The organism is Companilactobacillus miaonis (assembly GCF_036913615.1).
Lineage (GTDB): Bacteria > Bacillota > Bacilli > Lactobacillales > Lactobacillaceae > Companilactobacillus.
On the sequence record NZ_JAYKTX010000009.1, the window covers coordinates 76603 to 99253 of the forward strand.

18 protein-coding genes are annotated in these 22651 nt (G+C 36.3%); 15 read left to right on the forward strand and 3 right to left on the reverse strand.

The genetic code is table 11. The features are described from left to right. Window positions 1-28 precede the first annotated feature (28 nt). Complete coding sequence (locus tag U8521_RS09035; protein WP_334352489.1) at window positions 29-2260, forward strand: SLAP domain-containing protein; 2232 nt, start codon at window positions 29-31, stop codon at window positions 2258-2260. 37 nt (window positions 2261-2297) lie between these two features. Here U8521_RS09035 and U8521_RS09040 read toward each other — a convergent pair whose 3' ends face one another. Then, window positions 2298-4625 carry an HAD-IC family P-type ATPase gene (locus U8521_RS09040; RefSeq protein ID WP_334352490.1) on the reverse strand — a complete coding sequence of 776 codons (2328 nt, stop codon included), beginning with the start codon at window positions 4623-4625 and terminating at the stop codon, window positions 2298-2300. Window positions 4626-4712: 87 nt separating this feature from the next. On the opposite strand from U8521_RS09040, the gene U8521_RS09045 reads away from it, so the two are divergent. The 4 genes from U8521_RS09045 (at window position 4713) to U8521_RS09060 (ending at window position 9728) form a co-directional block, all read left to right on the forward strand. Next, complete coding sequence (locus tag U8521_RS09045) at window positions 4713-5375, forward strand: HAD hydrolase-like protein (protein WP_334331874.1); 663 nt, start codon at window positions 4713-4715, stop codon at window positions 5373-5375. Between the two features lie 92 nt (window positions 5376-5467). Then, a complete protein-coding gene (locus tag U8521_RS09050; RefSeq protein WP_334352491.1) occupies window positions 5468-6193 on the forward strand; it encodes a hypothetical protein in 726 nt (241 codons plus the stop codon). 123 nt (window positions 6194-6316) lie between these two features. Then, window positions 6317-7984, forward strand: a complete 1668-nt coding sequence (locus U8521_RS09055) for a hypothetical protein (protein ID WP_334352492.1) — start codon at window positions 6317-6319, stop codon at window positions 7982-7984. A gap of 34 nt (window positions 7985-8018) precedes the next feature. Beyond that, window positions 8019-9728, forward strand: coding sequence for a 6-pyruvoyl-tetrahydropterin synthase-related protein (locus tag U8521_RS09060; RefSeq protein WP_334352493.1), 1710 nt, complete (start codon window positions 8019-8021; stop codon window positions 9726-9728). Window positions 9729-9782: 54 nt separating this feature from the next. Here the strand turns inward: U8521_RS09060 and U8521_RS09065 are convergent, their stop codons facing one another. Continuing rightward, window positions 9783-11171 (reverse strand): hemolysin family protein, encoded by a 1389-nt coding sequence (locus U8521_RS09065; RefSeq protein ID WP_334331869.1) that lies wholly within the window; start codon window positions 11169-11171, stop codon window positions 9783-9785. A gap of 226 nt (window positions 11172-11397) precedes the next feature. Between U8521_RS09065 and U8521_RS09070 the strand changes: the two genes are divergently transcribed. The 7 genes from U8521_RS09070 (at window position 11398) to U8521_RS09100 (ending at window position 15845) form a co-directional block, all read left to right on the forward strand. Further along, the gene (locus U8521_RS09070; RefSeq protein WP_334331868.1) at window positions 11398-11958 is read left to right on the forward strand and encodes a MerR family transcriptional regulator; all 561 of its coding nucleotides are present in this window, start codon (window positions 11398-11400) and stop codon (window positions 11956-11958) included. Window positions 11959-12079: 121 nt separating this feature from the next. After that, window positions 12080-12979 (forward strand): phosphogluconate dehydrogenase (NAD(+)-dependent, decarboxylating), encoded by a 900-nt coding sequence (gene gnd / locus U8521_RS09075; RefSeq protein WP_334352494.1) that lies wholly within the window; start codon window positions 12080-12082, stop codon window positions 12977-12979. 286 nt (window positions 12980-13265) lie between these two features. After that, window positions 13266-13670, forward strand: a complete 405-nt coding sequence (locus U8521_RS09080; protein ID WP_334352495.1) for a fluoride efflux transporter FluC — start codon at window positions 13266-13268, stop codon at window positions 13668-13670. Continuing rightward, window positions 13667-14008, forward strand: coding sequence for a CrcB family protein (locus U8521_RS09085; RefSeq protein WP_334331865.1), 342 nt, complete (start codon window positions 13667-13669; stop codon window positions 14006-14008). Before U8521_RS09080 ends, U8521_RS09085 begins: the two co-directional genes overlap by 4 nt. 12 nt (window positions 14009-14020) lie before the next feature. Continuing rightward, window positions 14021-14437, forward strand: a complete 417-nt coding sequence (locus U8521_RS09090) for a DUF805 domain-containing protein (protein ID WP_334352496.1) — start codon at window positions 14021-14023, stop codon at window positions 14435-14437. 11 nt (window positions 14438-14448) lie between these two features. Further along, window positions 14449-15015, forward strand: a complete 567-nt coding sequence (locus U8521_RS09095) for an SOS response-associated peptidase family protein (protein WP_334352497.1) — start codon at window positions 14449-14451, stop codon at window positions 15013-15015. Between the two features lie 2 nt (window positions 15016-15017). Next, window positions 15018-15845, forward strand: coding sequence for a putative RNA methyltransferase (locus U8521_RS09100; protein ID WP_334352498.1), 828 nt, complete (start codon window positions 15018-15020; stop codon window positions 15843-15845). A gap of 27 nt (window positions 15846-15872) precedes the next feature. On the opposite strand, the gene U8521_RS09105 is transcribed toward U8521_RS09100, so the two are convergent. Further along, window positions 15873-18344, reverse strand: coding sequence for a hypothetical protein (locus U8521_RS09105; RefSeq protein WP_334352499.1), 2472 nt, complete (start codon window positions 18342-18344; stop codon window positions 15873-15875). A gap of 183 nt (window positions 18345-18527) precedes the next feature. On the opposite strand from U8521_RS09105, the gene U8521_RS09110 reads away from it, so the two are divergent. Genes U8521_RS09110 through U8521_RS09120 form a run of 3 tightly spaced genes read left to right on the forward strand, consistent with a single transcriptional unit; the run spans window position 18528 to window position 22505 of the window. Further along, the gene (locus U8521_RS09110) at window positions 18528-20897 is read left to right on the forward strand and encodes an ATP-dependent DNA helicase (RefSeq protein WP_334352500.1); all 2370 of its coding nucleotides are present in this window, start codon (window positions 18528-18530) and stop codon (window positions 20895-20897) included. Further along, window positions 20887-21603, forward strand: a complete 717-nt coding sequence (locus U8521_RS09115) for a hypothetical protein (RefSeq protein ID WP_334352501.1) — start codon at window positions 20887-20889, stop codon at window positions 21601-21603. Before U8521_RS09110 ends, U8521_RS09115 begins: the two co-directional genes overlap by 11 nt. After that, window positions 21600-22505 carry a sce7725 family protein gene (locus tag U8521_RS09120; RefSeq protein ID WP_334352502.1) on the forward strand — a complete coding sequence of 302 codons (906 nt, stop codon included), beginning with the start codon at window positions 21600-21602 and terminating at the stop codon, window positions 22503-22505. The genes U8521_RS09115 and U8521_RS09120 overlap by 4 nt, the downstream gene beginning before the upstream one ends. Window positions 22506-22651: the final 146 nt, after the last annotated feature.

Consider the following 22651-nt stretch of genomic DNA (forward strand, 5'->3'; position numbering starts at 1 on the left):
AATATTATAGTCAGGGAGATATTTATTTATGAGAAAAATTACAACAATGGCGTTAGCTGGTTTGATGATTTCAACAACTATTTTGGGAGCAGCAACACCAGTTATTGCGGCAAAAAACGCAGATCCAATTCCAGTAACAGATGAGACTGGAAAACAAGCGAAGGCATTAACAGCGGTCTCAGAGCTTGGCGATACAGATGTTGATAACACGGATACTGATAACACTGATAGTCAAAGACTTTTTGATAAATTGAAAGATGGGGAAACTTTAAATGTAGTACCAATCTTTAAAGAAGAAGCACCAACAACCACAAAGTATCAAGATTTATTACAAGAAAGATTGGGAGTTATCGATAAGGATGGTAAAGAAATTCCCATAACGATTAAAGATCATGATAAAACCACTGGCTTTGCTTCAGTAGTGAGTTACACCTCAAATGGCGAAACTAAGACTTTTAACTTGAAATATAATTATTACCAACCTTCTATACATACAGAAGTTGGCTTTGAGAATCCACTAATTTTCCAAGCCGATAATATGCCTGATAATTTTGATAATCTAGTTACTAGTGGAGAAAATCTGAATAATGAACACTCCAATGTAATTAAAAGTGCTAATAAAAATAAGACCGATATGAATGGACATGTTGGTAATATTCAAACGACCATCACTCAAAAATCTGATGATATTGAAAAAAAGGGTGGAACGGTTACTTTTACTCCCGAAGATATTACTTACAAAATTAAAGGGGAACCTTTTGTTCGTCAGGTTAAGGTCTATGATGGTCCTGATTGGAGTAAATTAAATAAGACCATTCAATTAGATAAGAATAATAAATTGGATTTAAATAATTATCAAGTTCTGGCAGACAATAATGGAAATAAATATCGAATCTCAATTGACCCCAAGACAGTTGATCTAACAAAAGTCGGTCAACAAAAGGTAGATTTTGTAGCGCATGGAATCAAGGATGATGGGACAGATGCCATTCAAACGAGAGCTAAGAATCCTAATACACCAGTTAAATATACGTTGTCGAATCAAACATTAACCGTCTCGGATAACACCGAACAAGTTAATTACAATGTATTAATTGTTGATAAAAATACTGGTAAAATTGTTGGTTCACAAGCCGGTCAAGCTGCGAATGGTTCAACTCAAACGGTTGATACTACAAAAGTCCCAACTGGATATAATTTGACCGAGGCCCAAAAGAGCTTCACAGTTGATGCTGAAAATCCTACTAAGGTTATCACAGTTGCTAAGACGGTTCCTTACGCGATCACTTTTATCGATAAAAATACCAACACCAAAGTTGGGGATGTTCAAACTGGAACCGGTGAAGAAGGCAGTGACATTCTCTTAAACGCCCCTGAGAATTATGAATTTGTTAATAGTGCTGATATGATGTTTAAATTGAGTAATGATATGCCTAAGAAGACTATTTATGTAAAAAGTAAAAAGTTAGACTTGCAGAATCTCAATTACACAATTCAATATAAGGATGCTGATACTGGAAAAGTAGTTGGCGAAACCACGGGTAAAGGCAATTTTGGTGACTATATCAAAGCAACAGCACCTAAAGGTTATTCGATTACTGATTTGAAGTATCAAGGATTCGTTTTGACTAAAGACAAAGATAGTTATGTCAGTTATGTCAAAAAAGCCGACACTAATTATCAAGTAACGTATATTGATCAAGCTAATAATCAAGAAGTTGGCACTGAAACCGGTAAAGCTGCTCAAGGAGCAACCGTTACTTTGACCGCACCAAAAGGCTATATTTTCACAACTGCCTCTGATGTTACTTTGAAAGTTGATAAGGATTCGGGAGTCGTTAAAATCTATGTGAAAAAATCTGACGCAACCAATTCAGGTCTAATTACGACTTATCCTGATAGTGGTTACGTAGCTATTTATGATGAAAATGGTAAATTGAATAACGATGTAGTTTTGTCACAAAATTCTGATTGGATAACGGATCAAACTAAGACAATTGATGGAGTAACATATTATCGTGTGGCAACAAACCAATACGTCAAAGCAAGTTCAGTTTATAAATATCAACCATTCAGTGGTGTTGTGACAACCTCAAAAGAAACAGCTGTTTATAATTCTAAAGGACAGTTAGTAATTGATCGCGCACTTGATAAGAACACACCTTGGTATACTGATCGTACTAGTGAAATCAAAGGCGAAGAGATGTATCGCGTGGCGACTGACGAATGGGTCAAGGCCAGTGATGTAACATTAAACTAAATAAAAAATGTGTTGAGCAAAAGCCCAGCACATTTTTTTACTTCCAATTAATTTTTGAAAATACCCGTCTTCCCAGAACTTCACGCATGAACATAAACAGTGGCCAAGCGGTTAGGAAGATGGCGATAAATAAGTAAGTGTATTGCAGATTCAAGATACTTTCGATACCAAATGCGGTATGCCCGAAAATGAAAGTAATGATGAAAAGAGCAAAGGAGATTCCAATCATAATCTGCTTTCTGACGAATAATGGATTACTGATGGAAATCAAAGCACAGTAACCGATGATACCAATCGTGAAGACAGATAAAGTCGAGGTCGTATCGTAATTAAAGTTGAAATGTTTACCTAAAACAGAAATGGTAATAATGAAAATAATATTACACAAAGCTGACGGTAGAGCAATCTCCATTACGTTACGCATGAAGCGGCCGGCTGGTGGTGTATAGTTTGGTTCCAAAGCTAGTAGGAAAGTTGGAATCCCCACTGTTAAAGCATTAATAGGCGTTAATTGTGAAGGCTGGAACGGATAGCCGGTTCCTAAAATGATGAAGATGATTGATAAAACGACTGAATAAATCGTCTTGATCAAAAACAGTGAAGCGACACGTTCAACATTGTTGATCACTCGGCGGCCTTCGTTAAGCATATAAATCATTGAATCAAAGTTCCGGTTCAATAAGACGAAATCGGCACTTGCTTCGGCAGCATCACTCTCACCGGCAATTGCCACGCTACAGTCAGATTGACGCATGGCCAAAACATCGTTGACACCATCTCCAGTCATTCCCACCGTTAAGCCATTATCTTGCATAGCCGAAATTAGGTCAGCTTTTTGAGTTGGTAGCACCCGACCAAAAATTTTGTATTGCTTAACTAAATCGTGATAGTCGTTATCTTTGACCGTGCTCATGTCGATATAGTCCTTGCCACTACTAATTCCCGCTTGAGCAGCCACATTTGCGACCGTGACCGGATTGTCCCCTGAGATGATTTTCAAGTCGATACCTTGATTGCGCAAATAGCTGAACGTATCAGGAGCTTGAGGTCGAACTTCATCCGCAATCAACATCAGTCCGAGCAAATTTTGTTGGTTGGATTCTTTAAGAATAGCAATCACGCGATAGCCGTTTTGAGCTGCTTGCTGAACAGTTTTAGTAACTTCTTTGGTAGGATTTTTAATGATAAATTCTGGTGCACCCATTAAATAACGAACGCCCTTAGAGACGAAACCAGAATACTTAGTTTCTGAGGAGAACGGAATTACTTCATCGACAACTAAATCGATTGGTTTGACGTTTAAATTAGCAATAGCTTGAGCAGTCGCATTGGATTCTTGTGTGGCAGCGACAATTTGACTAGCAATAGCTTGTAATTTTTCTTCTGAAATTCCAAAAGTGAGTGTTTTTTTGACAGTCAACTTTCCAGTGGTGATCGTTCCGGTTTTGTCCAAACAGAGCGTGTCGACCCGAGCCAAAGTTTCAATCGCACTTAAGGAACGGACTAGGATATTTTTCTTAGAGAGATTGTAAGCTCCAGTGGCTAAAGCAACAGAAGTTAGTAGAACTAAACCTTCAGGAATCATCCCAATAACTGAAGCGGAAGTTCCTAAAATTGATTGAGCAACATTTCCATTCTTTAAGAATGAGCGAAAAAATAAAAGAAGTCCAATTGGTATGATAGTATATGTTAAAATTTTAATAATGTTATTAATTATTTTCATTAAAACGCTAACAGAACGTTTATCCGTACCAACGGCAGATGATAGTTTAGAAACAAAGCTTTCGTGACCAACTTGAGTTAGTTGAATCTTAGCGAGTCCGGCAATCGCAAAACTACCTGAGTAGACAGCATCACCGTTACTTTTGCTGATTGTGTCTGATTCGCCAGTAAGACCAGATTCATTTGTTTGCAAACCATTAGAAGAACGAACGATTCCGTCAGCGGGCAGAGTATCGCCACGTTTAATCAAAACAATATCATCTTCGACCAAATTATCAATTTCAATCTCTTCTTCTTGACCATCACGCAAAACTTTAAATTTCGAAGTATTGACTAAGCTGATTTTATCGACCGTTAATTTTGCTCTGATTTCTTGGTAACTTCCGATAATTACGTTAGCAATGACCGGACCTAAGAAGAATAAATTACGATATGATCCCGTCCAAATAATCAATCCAGCGATAACAACGTTTAATAAATTAAAAAGCGTGAAAATATTGTCAGCTAAAATTTTGGGAATCGGACGTGATAATTTTTTGATTTGGACATTGATCAGTCCCTTTTGAACTTGCGTGTCAACTTGTTGAGAAGTGAGCCCATTTTCGAGACTGGTATACGTTTGTGGTTGCTTAATTTTTACCATACTCTACCTACGACTGTTAGTTATTTTTAATTGATTGCTATATAATCTTTACATAACTTAAATTTAACATAAAAGGATGAATAAAATTTGAACAATTTGTTTTTTGATCTTGATGGCACCATAATTAATTCTGAAATTGGTATCATGAAGAGTTTACATTACATGTATGAACATACTTTAGGCTATATTCCACATGATGATGCGACATTGCATACGTTCATCGGACCAACAATTGGGTCTTCGCTTCAAAAATATGATCATGTAAAGCCTGATGATCCAATCATCAATCAAAGTTTAATGGCTTTTCGTGAATATTATCAAGATGAAGGTTGGCAAGAATTTACGGTTTATGATGGAGTCTATGATATGTTAGAATCCTTAAAGAAAGCTGACAAGCAGTTGTTTATTGCTACTTCAAAGCCAGAAATTTTTGCCAAAAGAATCATCGATAAGTTAGATATGAAGCAATACATCAGACATGTTTTTGGAGCAGCTGAAGATGAATCAGTTCGTTCATTAAAGGAAGATGTTATTGCTTACGGAATCGAAAAGACTTCTGTGGAACTAGATCCTAAAAATCTTGTTATGGTAGGGGACCGTAACAGTGATATCGTGGGGGCACATAAAAACAATTTGAAAGCTATTGGCGTTACTTATGGATTCGGGGATTTTGACGAGTTGAAGAAGGCTAATTCTGAATGGATCGTCAATTCACCACAAGGAATTGTTAATCTAGCTATGGAGAAGTAATTATGAGCAAGTCATTGTCATACAATCGACACGGTTTTACCCTAATTCTATTGTCCATTTGTTTAATGGTCATAGTTTTTTTGGGGATTACTATGTCTACTGTGTTGAATAGTAATTATATAAAAAAAGTGGTCAGTAGCGATACTAATGTGACTTTGATCAAAAATTATACGAATCAACGCTTAGGTAGATTGGTCAACAGTTATTCAATTTCGACCAATTTGTCATCAGTTAATTTGACTAACTCTGACGTCAAAAAAATTATTAATACTTCAATTGATGAAGTGTATGATGATGACTCGCAATTAACGATTGGAACAACGATTTTATCGACTATTGGCAGTAAATTAAAAGCCGAAGCGAGAAATTATAATCTCGATATCGGGACAGAGATCGACACGGTGATTCAAAATAGTGAGCCGTTGATGAATCAGATTGTCGACAATGATTTAGGACCGATTGAACGTGGTCTAGTTAAAATGCAAATGATTAAGCGACTCATAAAAGTAATCATCGTTTCAGCAGCAATTCTTTTTCTTTTGTTAGCGATTCGCTTACGTTCCAAAGTCAGCTCAAACATGCTATTTTTCCATCATTTGGGAACAGTGGGTATTTGTACATCAATTTTATTAGCGATAGTTTTGGGATGTGGCTATTACCCATTGCAAGATTTGATCATCACTAATATTGACTACAACGTTAGAGACGTATTGTATAACGTCTTAAATGGTATCTTTTTAAGCTATATTTCAATTATTTTCATGGTCTTTATTTTGAGTTTGATCGATTGGGGTAGTACGTTGAAGTATAAATACTAAACTAGTTGTTTGACTGATTATCAATAAAGTCGTATTAATAAAGTAATAATAAATGAGGGAACTTGGGGACAATTTTGTCTGTGAGTTCCCTTTTTTTGAACCTAGATTTTTAGGGAGAAAAAAATGGCTGAAACGTTAAAAAGACATCGTTTAATTTTTACTTTATTGTTATTTCTAGTGATGAGTGTTGTCTCACTTTATATAACCGATATTAATAATGGTCATATTTGGTCTTATTTAGATATTGAAACCGATGGTCGATTCCATATTTTAAGAATCCAAGGTCTTTATGAAGCGCTCAAACATGGAACCTTATTTCCAGCCGTCAATATGTCATTTATGAATGGACTAGGGTATATTGCCAATCTTTTTTATTCCGATTTGTGGCTATATCCAGCAGCAATTTTACGTTTCTTTTTCAAAACAGCCCCAGCATTCGTAATATATTACATCATATTGAATTTTTGTACCTTCGTCAGTTCGTTTTTCTCTTATAAGTACGCCAGTAAAGATTATGCTAAAAGTTTATTGTTTTCCTTTGTCTATACTTTGAGTACTTACCGGATTTTTGATATGGTCAGACGTTTTGATTTAGGCGAAGTTTTGACTTTGACTTTTTTACCAATCGTCGTTCTAGGCGTTTACGAAGTTTTCTACGCTGACGAGAGTAAGTGGTTACTACTTACATTTGGAATGGTAATGGTAATCTATTCACATTCGCTGTCACCAATTTTGATTGGTATCTTTATCATTTTAGTAATATTATTTCGCTTAAAAACGTTAATTCAACAACCAAACAGAATTATCAAATTATTTTATGCAGGCTTAATGGCCTTATTGTTGAGCGCAGCCTATTTTCTACCAATGTTCGAACAACTGCACCACACACAATTCAAATTGACCCAACCGACAGTCGATATAGCTAATCGTAGTTTACCAATTTTACAAGTTTTCAAATTCAGTTGGCATAATTATTTGCATCAACAAAACATCGGGTTAATTTTGATCCTGGTAGCGATTTTAATTCCCATCACGCTAATTAAAGTGAAAAACGCTGCTGTGAGAGACTTTGCAATTATTGGTGAAATTCTCTTATTAATGACGACTAAGTTGTTTCCTTGGAGCTTTTTTGAGAGAACACCACTTAAAATTATTCAATTTCCATGGCGCTTAGACATGTTGATCACAATACTTTTTGCAATTTATTTAGTCAGTGCACCGTTGAATTTTCTCAAACAAAATTGGCAAAAAGCAATGTTGATCATTGTAGTTATTTTGTTGATGTTTAACAGCCAATTTGCTTTAATTAGACATTTTCCCAACCAATATGACAGTTACGCTTCTTTTGATCATTTGGACTCTTATAGTATTGGGAGTGGGGAAGAATATCTACCTAAGGATGCTAGTCTGCAGAGGTTACGTCAGACTAGTTCAAAACCAGTTTATAGTGGTTCTGGTAAAATTAGTCACTTCTACAAGCGGGGCACGAAATTAGAATTTGATTTCCAAGGGATGAGAAATACAAAAATTGTTTTACCAATTATTGGTTATTATGGTTATTCAGCTAAAGAGTCACTTGGCAATGTGTCAAACTTAACGATGAAAAAAAATGGACTGGGACAAATTATTGCTAGTGGCAAAGGTAAGATAATCGTTGATTACTACCCAACAGTCATTCAACAAGCTAGTCGAGTGATTTCTATTTTTAGTTTATTTGGATTATGCTTTGATTTCATTTATAAAAAAATAATGAAAAAGCGGGTATCTTTTTCAGGAAAAAAGTTATTATAATGATGTGTGTTAATTTTTTGGAAAGGTCACATTTATGGAACTAACATTTTTAAAGAAAAAGAACGTTAAAAAAATTGTTGTAACTATTTTGACAATTGCACTCTTTTTAGCAGTTAGCGTCTTGGTTTTGTATCAAGCACAAATCTTTCAAGGTAAGATCTGGTCATTTTTAGGAACGAGTGATGACCGTTTTCACAACATGCGGGTGGAAGGATTGTATCGATCTGTTTTGCGACATCAATTTTTTCCTTTCGTCAATATGTCATTTATGAACGGTTTTGGATACATAGTAGATATTTTCTATTCTGATTTTATTTTGTATCCAGCAGTATTCTTGCGTTTATTGGGATATTCAAGTGCCCAAGCCATGGTAGGTTTGAATATTTTCTTAACCTTTTTGACAATGGGAACTTCATTTCTTTGCTTTTATAAGATCAAAAAAGAATATTGGAGTAGTTTAGTTTTTAGTTTTGTCTATACGTTATCAACTTATCGAATGCACGATATTCTGTATCGACATGATTTAGGTGAAGTTGGTGCGTTTGTCTTTTTACCGATTGCACTTTTAGGGATTTATGAAATTTTCTATGGAAAACATAAAAATTGGCTCTATTTAACTTTTGGTATGACGGGAATCATTTATTCACATGCTATTTCACCCTTATTGGTCGCTATCTTAATCGTTATAGTAGCGTTATGCCAATTCAATGAATTGAAGAAGACACCTAAGAGATTAGTCTCATTGGGTTGGTCTGTTCTTTGTTCAATGTTACTGACAGCGGCATATTTTTTACCAATGTTGGAGCAGTTGCGGCATACTAAATTTGTCCTGTCACAGTCCAAGCCTAATTTAGTTGCGGCAGCTAATGACTTTTCTGATATGATTCATGCAAGTTTGAATAATATCTTTGATCAAGCTAATCCAGGGTTAATTTTGTTATTTGCAGCAATTGTTATTTTTATTTCAGTATCAAAGATCAAGAATCGCGCAGTTTTACATTTTTCTTTGATTGGAGCAGTAATGTTACTTTGCAGTACAAAACTGTTCCCATGGGAATTGTTTAGTAAAACGCCTTTGAGAATGATTCAATTTCCTTGGCGCTTTTACATGATTGCTTCAATTTTATTGGCGGTCTTTGTTGCTGATGATCCGTTGAATATTTTTCAAAAACGGACAATGAAAATTCTTCTGATGGTTTTTGTGACTTTAATGTCTATTTCGTCGGCCTATCGTTTAGTATCTGCCTCACCACTACAAAGAAATACTTATGCAGCTTACGATACGCAGTTGCCTTATAGTATTGGTGCAGGGCAAGAGTACTTACCCGTTGGAACCAACGTTAGTGAATTGCAACGAAGTTCGCATAAAGCCAAAGTTGTAGATGGGAAAGCAAGAATTTCTAATTTCAAGCAGTACGGTACGCGACTTAGCTTTAATTTCAAGCATGCTAAAAACGCCAAAATAGATTTGCCCATCATTGGCTATTACGGTTTCCAGAGTACCCAGTCAAAAGGAAAAGTTTCAGCGTTGAAGATGGATAAAGAGAATAATAATTTAGCTCAAGTGACGGTAAATGGAAAAGGTAAAGTAGTAGTTGACTATTTTGAAACAACGACTCAAAAGTTATCACGTCGTACCTCATTCATGTCATTAGTAATTATTCTAGCTGTACTATTCATCAATAAATTGAACCTGATAGATTTCAGTAAAATAGAAGGGCTCAAGAGTAATAAAGAAAGTTAATAAGTGCTCATTTGGGTAAAAAATAGGTCATAGTAATTACTATGACCTATTTTTTTATTCTTTCAAGTCATCAACATCAGTTAATGAAGCAAGATTATCTTGTTTAGTAACAGCATCTTTATCGATGCGAACTTTGAACCAGTTGACGAAACCGTGATCAAATTCAGCGACTTTGAATTTGAAATTACCAAGTGTAAATTCAAAATTCTTTTGAATATTAGGATATTTTTCAATAATATAGCCACCGACAGTGATGATATCGGAATCTTGGAATTCTGAAATATCGGTTCTGAAATAACGTTCAAAATCGTAAAGTGTTGTTTTACCAGAAACATTATAAGAACCGTCATCATTTTTAACGATGTATTCATCAGAAACATCATCAATTTCATCTTTAACTGTTCCGAACAATTCTTCGTAAATATCTTTATCAGTAACGATACCACTAGTCCCACCGTATTCGTCGACGACAATAACGATAGGAGTCTGTTTCTTGATCATTTTTGATAGGATATCTTGAATTGGCATAGTTTCAGGTACTGTGTTAACTGATCTTAAAATACGACTGATACCAACATCACCGTCAACTTGATTTTGACGGACGATATCGTAAGCATAGACATAACCGAGGACCTTATCCTTATCATTATCAGCAACAACTGGGAATCTTGAAAATCCTTGTTGAAGGTAATCTTTGATAACGTCTTTAACCTTATCAGTAATATCGACAACGTAAAGACTAGTCCGATCGACCATGATATCTTTAGCGACTTTATCGTTCAATTCAAAGGCACGTTGCATAAAGATAACATCATCTGGTTCCATATCTCCACCTTTAATGGATGACTTAGATAGTCTTAAAATTTCAGATTGAGAAAAGACTTCATTTTCCGAATCAGCTGGTTTCATACCCATTAAGCGAACGATTCCTGAAGCTGAAACGTTTAGTAACCAAACGAATGGATAAACTGCTAAGTGGAAAAATCTTAAGGGTGTAACGACTAACATGAGCATCGTCATTGGCATATCGATTGAAATGTTTTTTGGCACGATTTCTGTCAAAACAACTTCCAAATAAGTAAGTAAGAGCACACCAACAATCGAGCTGAGTGCATGTAAACCGCTACTGCCACCAGCAGAGATATGAGCTACGCCGAACACTTCTACTAGAAGATATTCAATTGTGCTTTCACCAATCCAACCTAAGATGATACCAGCGATACTAGTACCAACTTGAGTGGTTGATAAATACTCGTTGAGGTTGTTGACCATCATTAGAGCACGTTTGAGTTTTTTTATATTACCATCGCCCTTAGCGATTGCATCTTCCAGTTGACTTGACCTAGTTTGAACTAAGGCAAACTCAGCGGCAACGAAGAAGAAGGCAAAAATAAAGGTTACTAGGATGATAATAAAGTTAGTTGTGATTGTAGAACTTGACAATATATGATTTCCCCTTCTGTTCTTGTAAAGTGAATTATACACCAAAGAAAAACCGACAGTGTCGGCTAAGAGTAAATATTTTATTAATACACCTTTAGTATATCCATTTTTGTGGTTAAAATATAGCAAGGATGATTTTTAATTTGAACTACAGTTATTTTGTGGTTGAAAGTAGAAAATATTATTTTTATAATGAAGAGAATGAAACAACCTTGGGGGAATCCTTTTGACTAAAGTAAAAAGCAATAACTTATTAACTCCTGCACAAGCTGCTAAAAATTTAGGAATCAGTGTAGCCACATTGCGTAAGTATTCGTTGATCGTAGAAAAAACTACAGCCAACAGTCAATATTTTGAACGTAACAGTCAAAATAATCGTTTGTATACGCAAAAAAACATCGAAGATTTTAAGGAAATGGTGAAATTAAGTCATGGTCCTAAAATGACTTTGGAAACTTCTGCAGTCCAGATCTTCCCAGCTTCCGATGCTAAGATTAAAGAATCTAACGGGGACAACAAAAAAGTTGAAGAATTACAAGTGACTGTTGCTAAATTAGAATCTGAAAATAAAAAGCGTGAATTGACGATCAAAGAGTTACAAGAAGAACTCAACGATGCTCAAAAAGCTAAAGAACAATTACAAGTTGAACTTGATACTTTGAAACAACAAGCTCAAGAAAAAGTTCAAAGTGCTGATTCACATGAAGATGAAACTATTAAAGAACGTGTAAATGAAAAGGTAAGTGACGACAAAAAGGGTCACTGGTGGAACAAGTTTATGAACTAATCAGCCAATTAAGTCTATGATATCAACCTTTGTCGCAATCGGGTCGTACCAAAATGTTGTTTTTGGTGCGGCTTTTTTATGTATAATTAATCCTTGTGATAACAACTTAGGAGGATTAATTTTGAAATTAGCAATGATTGGGTTAGGCAAGATGGGAATCAATTTAACAGAAAATTTGATTCGCAATGGAAATGAAGTAGTGGCATTCGATTTGAACGACGCTGCCAGAAACGATGCTTCAACACTAGGTGCACACGTTGAAAAAACTTTGGAAGACGCGGTTAAAGAATTAAGTGCTCCTCGTATTGTGTGGGTAATGTTACCTGCAGGTAATCCAACAAATGAAACAATTGATAAACTTAGTGAGATTCTTGATCAGGATGATATTGTGATCGATGGGGGAAATTCATTCTTCGAAGATTCATTAAGACACAACAAAATTTTGACTGATAAGCAAATTAAATTCTTTGATGTCGGAACTTCTGGTGGAATGAGTGGTGCTAATCGTGACGGTAACTTCATGATTGGTGGCGACGATTCAGAAACTTTCGCTTATATCGAACCAATTTTTAAAGGAATCGCTCAAAAAGACGGTTATCTTTACACTGGAAAAGCAGGTAGTGGTCACTACTTGAAGATGGTTCACAACGGAATCGAATATGGGATGATGCAAGCCATCGCTGAAGGATTCGATGTTTTGACACACAGTCAATTCGACTACAATAACGAAGCTGTTGCCAAAGTTTGGGAACACGGTTCAGTTATTCGTGGTTGGTTGATGGAATTAACACAATCAGCATTTTCAAAAGATCCTAATTTAGACGAAATCAAAGGCGTAATGCATTCATCTGGTGAAGGTAAGTGGACACTAGATGAAGCCTTGAAGTTACAAGTTCCAACTCCAGTTATTGCTGCTTCACTAATGATGCGTTATCGTTCACTAGAGGATGATACCTTTACTGGAAAAGTCGTTGCTGCACTAAGAAATGAGTTCGGCGGTCATGATGTTGACAAAAAATAACCTGTTTGTTTAATGGTAGAATTATGCCATCCTTCATAGCAAAGCCGATTTTGGTTGGAGAATGTTGGCACAACTTTGATAAGTTATTTAGTTATTCTATTCAAAATAGAAATGATAATAGTAAAAGAAATAGGATCTTATTAGATTGTTGCAGTGTGAAATGCAGCTCTAGTGAGATCCTATTTTTAGATTGTAACCACTATCCTTCAAAAAAATGGCACTTACTTTGCTTGCCACAATCTTTGCACTATAATAAAACTCTATTAATTTCACGAGAGGTTCATTAATGAAAAGGATTAAAGTTTTTGGGTTGTTGCTGATGGGGGCTTTTGTTGGAAGTAATCTTCGATATTTAGAAAGTTTAATTTTTAAACCACAAGATGGTTTCCCATTAGGAACTCTAGTTGCTAATTTAAGTGGAGCACTAATTTTGCCATTTTTGATTCATTACTTGCAAGATCGATATCACCTTTCCGCTAATACTATTTTGACCTTGAGTACGGGATTATTAGGCTCGTATACGACTTTTTCAACTTCCACTGCTGATTCCTTTAGACTGTTTCAAAAAGGTCAATGGTGGCTACTTTTTGGGTATTTGACCGTTACAATGGTTGGAGGGTTTCTTGTAGCGTTACTAGGAAATTATTGGGCTGCAAGTCAAGCATTTAACGATTGGAGTAGGCGCAAATAAATTTTTTAGTTGTAGGATTTGGTGCGGCTGTCGGAGCTTTTGTCCGTAATGAATTCACTTTACTGCAAGCCAAAATTAAATTAGATTTTCCCATTATAACGTTACTGATTAACGTTTTAGGAGCGTTACTATTGGGAGTATTAACTGCACAAATTCATAGCGGTGTATTATTATTACTATTAGGTACCGGATTTTGTGGAGGTTTTACTACCTTTGGAACTTTCAATATGGAATTAAGTCAGCTTTTTTTTCAACGTCGTTTTATGGCGTGTTTTCTTTACTTTGTTTTGACTTATTTATTTGGTATCCTTGGTTTCATTATTGGTATTCGAATTTAGGAGAAATTTAAAATGAAAGAATCAGTTTGGAATGAAAGTTTTCGTCCAGGAATCTTTGCTTCAACAAAATTATATTTTCAAGATTTATTTGTCGGCGCAAAACGCATGAGTCGTAAGGACTTTTGGTGGGGCTTTGTAGGAATGTCGGTTGTCGCCTTTGTAATTATGGGTTTGTTAGGCTTTATCATAACTAAAATGCCCGTTGATGACTTTTACTGGAGCTCAATCGTTGGTGTCGCTTTTGCTATTACTTGGGGTTTTTATTTGATTTCCATTTTTACCGCCGCCATCCGAAGACTGCATGATCGAAAAATGCGCGGTTGGTGGGTACTTTTGCCAATCATTCCGTTCGTGGGTGAGATTGCTTTGATTGTCTTGTTGTGTTTACCACAGAGAGATTTTGGTAATCAGTGGAATAAAACTCTTTAAGAGGTGGAAAAATGTGTGGTCGATTTTTATTTCAGCCAGATCAAAATGAAGAGATCGGTCGAATTTTTAAATTAGCCTATGATGCCGGATATGACGTCAAAGTAGGTGAAGTTTTCCCAACTGATGAAACAGCTTTGATAGTAGCTGGTCCAAAACAAGTCAAAGTGGTTGGCATGAAGTGGGGCTTTCCAGGATTTAAGAAGGGTCAATCAATCATCAATGCTCGTAGTGAGACGGTTCAAGAGAAAAAGATGTTCGCAGATTCTTTTTTGAAACGCCGTTGTGTTTACCCGACGACTGGTTTCTTTGAATGGAATACGTCTAAGCAAAAATATAAGTTCAATTTCAGTAATGATCCGCAAACTTTGTTTATTGCCGGTTGTTACAACTATTTTGACAGTGTTCCGCAAAGTGTTTTGTTTACGACTCAACCAAATGAGTCGATGATTCAGATCCATGACCGCATGCCACTGATTTTACAAAAAAATCAAATTAACGCTTGGATTTATGATAATCAATTCGCCAGTAATTTCATCAACGCTGAGATGCCACAATTAGTTTCCGAAGAACAGAGGTAATAATGAATAATAAAATCCAAAAATTTAGTAACAGCCAGAAATTTTTCCAGTGTCCAATTTGTGGAAAAAATTTGAAATTAGTTGATAACAGTTTAAAGTGTGCAGAAAATCATTGTTTCGACATTTCCAAAAAGGGATTTGTCGATTTTATTTTGAATGCTAAAATTCAAAAGAATTATGATTTGGCCTCGTTTGAAAATCGCCATTTGATTTTGGAACACGGCATGTATGATCACATTGCAAATAAACTGGTGGATTTAGTGAACCATTATCAGTTGAAAAATTTGTTAGATGTCGGTTGCGGTGAAGGTTATTACGCAAAGAAATTAAGCGAAGTAGCGGAAAATGTTTTAGCCTTTGATATTTCAAAAGACTCGATTCAATTAGCGGCTAAGGGGCCAAATACGCCAGTCGAGTGGTTCGTTGGAGACTTAGCCCATTTACCAATTCAAAAACAAGTTATTTCGGGAATTATTGATGTTTTTTCACCAGCTAATTACGAAGAATTCAATCGAATCTTGCAACCAAATGGTTATGTTTTGAAGGTAATTCCAAATCAGTATCACGTTAAGGAATTGCGCGAAGTTGCTAAAGATCAATTGAAACAAGCCGAGTATTCAAATAAAAAAGTTCTCGATTATTTTGAAGAACATTATCAATTAGTCGATCAAATTGACGCTACTAAAACTTATCAAGTGTCAAAAATAGAGCGTGACGCTTTTGTCAATATGACACCGTTATTGTTCAATGTTGATAAGAGTAAAATTGATTGGACGAAGGTCAATGAAATTACGGTTGGATCAACGATCCTAGTTGGTCAACATAAATAAAAAAGCAATCTCTTTGAGATTGCTTTTTTAAATGGTGTCTTGAGCTAACCAAGTGATTTCACCGCTATAAGTACCGGTTTGATTGACACCGTCGTTATAGAGTAAGATGCCCTCGTTATTGGACCAATCGTCCGAGATGGTATCGTTATAGTCGGACGTATCGTTGTGATCAGCGATGCTGACGTAACCACTATTTAAATCGTTTTTAGTGCTGTTATAGTATATGAAACCATTGAAGGAGTCATCGTCACTATTTTCTAAAATTGAAGCTTTGGCAAACAAGTGCCAAACGGTATTATTACTTTTAACGTGTAGATTTAAATTGTTTTGTCGCTTTAATGTATCAGAACTGCCCAGCGCTTGGATAGTTCCAAAACTCAGTGAGTCAGCACTAATTTCAATTGATTTATTAGGAATAACATTGACCGTAAAGGTAGCTGTATTTGAAGTAATGCCGTCTTGATCAGTTGCGGTTATGGTAATTTTTTGAGTCGAATTGAGTGTGAAAATGTTCCAGAATTCTGTATCGTTATTGATCAAATCGTTTTTGATGTCAAAATCATTACTCAAACTAGCACTACCATCAGAGGTTTTGGCGGCCGTATACTCCTTACCATTGACGGTAATGGTATAAAAGATGGAACCGTCTGGACTAGCTAGGAAGTCGTCACCATTGTCATACTTCAGGATGGTCGAAAGTGTGAGGCCTCCATCGCCTTGGTACGGTAAATCGATTGTTTTCGACTCAGGGGTCAATTGCAATTTATGAGTTTTCTTGTAACGAATTATAAATTCAGGAGTACTTGCTTCAGAAATTTCGTTTTGACCTGTAAAAGTTGAAGCAACCGGTTTGACTGTGACATCTTTGGCGGTATCGTTGACTGAGTTGCCATTGATTGTGAAAGTGACATGGGTCGGCAAACCACTATCCGCATCACCTAACAAGCCTGTCCCAGCACTGTCGAGCGTTGGAATCGTAATGGTGGTGCCACTTAGGTCACTGGCAGAAATATTTTCAGTTTTAACAGTTTTACCATTACTATCTTTATAAGTGATAGTACCGATATTGTTGTCACTGTCGGTCTTAACTGCAAAATTGTTAGGAAGATTCAAAATCGGATTAACTTTTTTCCAAGTATCACGGCCAGAATCATAATCTAAATCGTAATTGATACTCAGGTCGTCGTCGGCTCCAATAGTCTTTAAGGCAGTTGAAGAATCTTTGTCGATCGTGCGGTCATTTAAAGTGTGATCGACAATATTAGAAGCTGTTTCGATATAAAGCATGGCTGGAATCGATTCAAAAGCAACCATTTTATCGGCTACATCATCACTAGTACTGTTGGCACCGGTGAAGCCCCAGAGAATTTTATCCGTATCACCAAAGATTTTCTTGTAATCAACTTTGACAGAATTATCAACTCTAACAAAGTCATTGCTGGAGCCGTAATTGTAATTAGTTGTATTGTCATTAGGATTGATATCATTGAATGAATAACTTAAAGTAGCAGTACCGTCATCATTTGGTTCCCAGTGAATTGTTAGATGATGCCAATAAATAGCGCGGTTACTTGAGTCAACGTCATCAACCAAGTTAGCCGACTGGGAAGCTTTTGTGTGGATCATTGAAAAGGCAGAACCGAAAGTGCTGAGTCCAGTTGAGAGTTTTTGATAACTGTCGGACATACCGGGGTAAGTTACTGCAATATGTCCATAGCCACCACCCATACCAAAACGGGCATCGTCTTTGTCAGGATAATCGATAGGGATGACTAGATTAGTATTAGTTGTATCAAAATTATTTAGTGAATAATCCTTGTTTGTAGTTACACCAAGATTGGAAGTATACTTAGAACCAATTTGCTTTGAAAGAATACCTTCCTTACTTGTATTATCTAGTTCAGTATCGAACTCTAACGCTAAACTATTTTGAATTGCTGTGCTGGCAATACTTTGGGCCGTATAGGTTTTGGGATACGTGTAAGTTTTAATGAGTTCCGCAAAGTCAATCGTGTCACGTTGCAAGGTTCCGTAATCAGTACCATAGACACCTAAGCCTTCAAAACCAGCACCCATGGCATTGATTCCATTGGAATCATTTTGAAGAACAAAGGCCATACCTTCGCCATTGGTCAACTGGTCACTGCCAGAACCATCACCAAAATATAACCAAGCAGAGATGGTCTGATCCTCATCAACTTTTAAATAGTTCTTGGCGGATTCCTTTGACCAATATGCACCAACTGAATTAGCGCCACTGGCAAGGTCCATGATTTGATTGTTGCCACTGACAGTCGTGGCAGAGTTAGTTTTGAATTTTGCATTGGTACTAGTTCCATGCTCGAAATATTGTGTAATGTCAAGGCCGTTAGGAACAGAAGCGATGGCATCACTTTTAGTCATTGCGGCAGAAACACGATTGATTTTTAAATTTAGAATTATGAGAGTTATAGATAGAATGAATACGATTAAAGTAATTTCTCTAGGTTTATGTTTCATGATAGTATCCCTCAATATATATCAATTATTTATATAATAATAAACCCAAATAAATAAAATATAGATTCAAAAATAATAAAAAAACTTATCCAAAAGTAAACTAGAAATTAACTAAAAAAGAAATACAGACAAAAGCGAACGTATGTTTTAAAATGTTAATAGTATTCTAAAAAGGAGAAAAAAATGCCGACAAAGATTGGGATTCGTCAATTAGTAGAGTTTGTTCTGCGTAGTGGCGACTTGAATGAAACTAAGAATAGTCAAAACACTGCTGCTAATGGTGCGCGAATCCATCGTCGTCTCCAAAAACAGCGTACTAAGAACAAGGATTATGAGAGTGAAGTTTATCTAAAAACTGAAGTGAAGATGAACGATACGAGTTATCTCATTTCTGGTCGAGCCGATGGGATTAGAATAACTGACAAAATTGCTCTAATTGAGGAAATCAAAACCTCTGACCAACCGTTTGAAGAATTGAGCGATAACACCTTGGAATTGTACTGGGGACAAGTCAAAGTTTACGGTTATTTGTTATTAAAAGACTATCCAAATTTTGATACCGTAACGTTACAATTAACGTATTTTCAAGTCAGCAATGAAGAAGTTACGACTGATAAACACGAATACAGCCGCGAACAATTAAATGATTTTTTTGAAAAATTAATAGAGGAATATGAATATTGGCTATCACTCAGAGCTAAGTTACGCAAAACTCGCAATGAGTCAATTGTTGCGCTGCAATTTCCGTTTCCTAATTTCCGCAAAGGTCAAAGGGAACTAGCTGCAGCCGTTTATAAAACGATTTATTATCAAAAACGACTCTTTGTCGAAGCACCGACTGGGACGGGGAAGACGATTTCAACTCTTTTTCCAGCTATTAAGTCGATGGGAGAGGAAAAAATTCAGCGCCTGTTTTATTTAACTGCTAAGCAAAGCACTCGTCACGTGGCTGAAGAGGCGATTGCTTTGATGTCGACTAAAGGTTTGAAATTAAAGAGCATAACTCTGACGGCTAAAGATAAGATTCGCTTTCCCGAACAAGATGTTCCTCCAGAAAAAGATCCTTATATGATCGGCTACTATGACCGCTTGAAGCCGGCTTTAGCGGATGTTTTGGAAAATGAGGATGCGATTACTCGGGCAGTGGTCGAAAAATATGCTAAAAAGCACATGGTTGATCCATTTGAGTTTTCGCTCGATCTATCATTGTTTTGCGATGTGATTATTTGTGATTACAATTATTTATTCGATCCACTAGTTTACCTACAACGCTTTTTTGTTGAAAAGGACACCGATAACTTTTTTTTAATCGATGAAGCTCACAACTTAGTTAGCCGTTCGCGAGCCATGTATTCAGCGCAAATCAGTGATTTTAAAATTAAGCAGTTGTTGAAAGTGGCCAAAGATATTCCCACCCAGTTGAGCGCAGATTTTCAGAAACAGATTAAAAAAGTTCGCCGGGTTTTCAATCAAATGAAAAAGGTCCTAAAAGAAGACGATAAGGTAGAGAGTATTACCTCTGATTCGCCGAATGAGTTGATAAATGTTCTCGGGAAATTCGACGATTTCATGACTGATTGGATGCAAGATCAACAACCATCGGACTTTTTGGAGCAAGCGAAAGATTTCTTTTTTGATTGTTTGACCTTTGTTAAAATTGGGATGCTTTACGACGACACTTATAAGACGAGAATCGTAATCGATGATAAAAATTTAGTCGTCAAAGAGCTGTGCCTAGATCCGAGCCATTTTCTCAACGAGTCGATGAATCTAGGCTTAGGAGCAGTTTTATTTTCTGCCACAATGTCACCGATGGATTATTATCAAAATGTTTTGGGTGGAATTGATAATAGCCTAGCATATCAATTGCCATCACCCTTTCCAGTAAACAATCAAGCAATTTTTATCACGCAATACATTCAAACTACTTATCGACAACGAGAGTTTAATCAAGATAAAATTGTTACCAGTTTAAAATCTCTGATTGATGGTAAAAAGGGTAATTACTTATTCTTTTTCCCGTCTTATGGATATTTAAAGCAGATCAAAACAGCTTTCGAAGAAACTTATCCACAAGTGGAAACAATTACTCAAGAAGTAGCTATGGATGCGAATGCCCGACAAGATTTCTTGGCTGAATTTAAAGAAGATCCCACGCAAACTTTAGTTGGCTTTGGCGTGTTGGGTGGAATTTTCTCAGAAGGAATTGATTTACGTGGCAACCGCTTGATCGGTGTAGCTATCGTCAGCGTCGGTCTACCAGGTTTGAGTGCCGAGAATAACTTGATCCGCGACTATTATGATGAAAAGAATCATCGTGGTTTTGAATATGCTTATCAAATGCCGGGGATGAATAACGTTCTACAGGCGGCAGGAAGATTGATTCGTGGTAGTCATGATGCTGGAATTATTTTGTTATTAGACCAGCGTTTTGCCAGTCTTCGTTATACCAAACTTTTTCCTCAACATTGGCAAAATTATCAACGAATCAATTCGATTAAACAATTAACAACTTCAGTGGATAATTTTTGGAAGGAACGCAATGAAAACTAAATTAACTAAAGATTTGGAAAGTACCCTCTATCAATATTGCTTAGAACAAGGATCATACGTAGTGGAAGAAGTTTCAATGCCTGATAAAAAGGGAATCGTCGATACTTTGAGCTATCAACAATTAGCAGATAAAACGATTGAATGGCGCTGTTACGAATTAAAGGTTACCAAAGCAGATTTTCATTCGAAGGCCAAATTGTCGTTTATCGGCAATTATAATTACTTTGTTTTAACTAAAAAACTTTATGAGGAAGTTCAAGATGAAATTCCTAGTCACATTGGCGTCCTAATTTACCGTGCATTTGATAAACAAGCTGTTGAGGTCAGTCCTCAAACATTACGTGCACCTGGTTTTCTGACAGTCGCTAAAAAAGCTCAATATCAGGAATTACAAGTCGATGAAGATCAGTTGACAGCTCATTTTGTAGCGTCACTATTTCGAGAAGTTGATAAAGCCAAACGGGTAGAAAAAGGGTTACAACTGTATTCGGATGATCAATTGTTTAAAGAATTGCAGAAGCGTCAAAAGGCTGGTTATGACGTCTATACGCCTGATCACAACTTGTATGATAGATTTGTCGATGAATTAAAAGACGATGCTATAACGGCGTTACAAGAAGAATTAGATGCTAGAAACGAAGAGTATCAATTGTTGAAATTACAACTCCAACAAGAACAGCAACCGAATTTGGAGGATAAATTATGATTTATTATCCATATTTTCGCGGTCGAATGTATGATTTACTGGCTTTGAAAGAATTAGTAGAAAATAACCTTTTAGGGCCTAATATTGTCCCACTGATTGAACCGGTTCGTGATTCAAAAGAGTTACAGACGACGGTACAAACATTCATCGACTACCAACAACCATTTAGCGTGATTGCTAATCCGCAAGTTAGTGTATATGGCTTGAATGATACGAAGCTTTATCCGCTGCCTGAGGTGGAAAATGTTGAATTTTACACTCGTAGTGCAATTTTGAGTGCGGATTTTAGTAGTGATTTTTTGCAGACGAGTGGTCGACAGAAATCTTTGTTGATCGCCCAAAATTATCAACTGTTGAAAGCTTATCAGCACTCGCAAATTTTAAAATCTGTGGATAAGATTCTTATTCCTGATGTTGCTAGAATTCACAAGTTGGCCGGGGAAAAGGCCGCATTGTTGGCTGATCCGTTGACTTTTGTCAAACACGTGGAAGATTATTCAATGTTAACTGATGAATTTTTTGAACCAGCTAATTGGTATCAGATGATTGACTTTGATGGCTTTAGTGATTATTCAATGGTTGGGCACGTTTATTTTGATAAAGGGATGCCAAGTCGGGCGATTGCTCTGCATTTGATTTATGCGACTCAAGATGGTAGTTTGCGGATTCATCATTTCGTTTCAGACAGTAACGAAAGTATGCGTGGGCAAAAAAATAAGTTTTTTGAAGCTTTGGATAAGTTGATTCCTTGGGTTAAGGAGAATATTTCTGGTTTGAATATGACTTGGGGATTGGAAAGATTGTTGGAGTTTGGTTCAGGGGATAAGTTTCCTGGATTGGGTGTTGTTAAGAAATTGTCGATTATGCATCATTTGGAATTGATGGGGCGGCTGTTGGAGTAAGTTTGCAAAGCTCTGAAGAAATATAGTTTTATTCAGAAAACAAAAAAGCATCTATTTTTGTATGCGGAACTTTTGAGAGGCGCTTACTTGAATAGATGCTGTTTTTATTTTTAATAACCATGGTTCTAGGCGATATAGTCAAAACG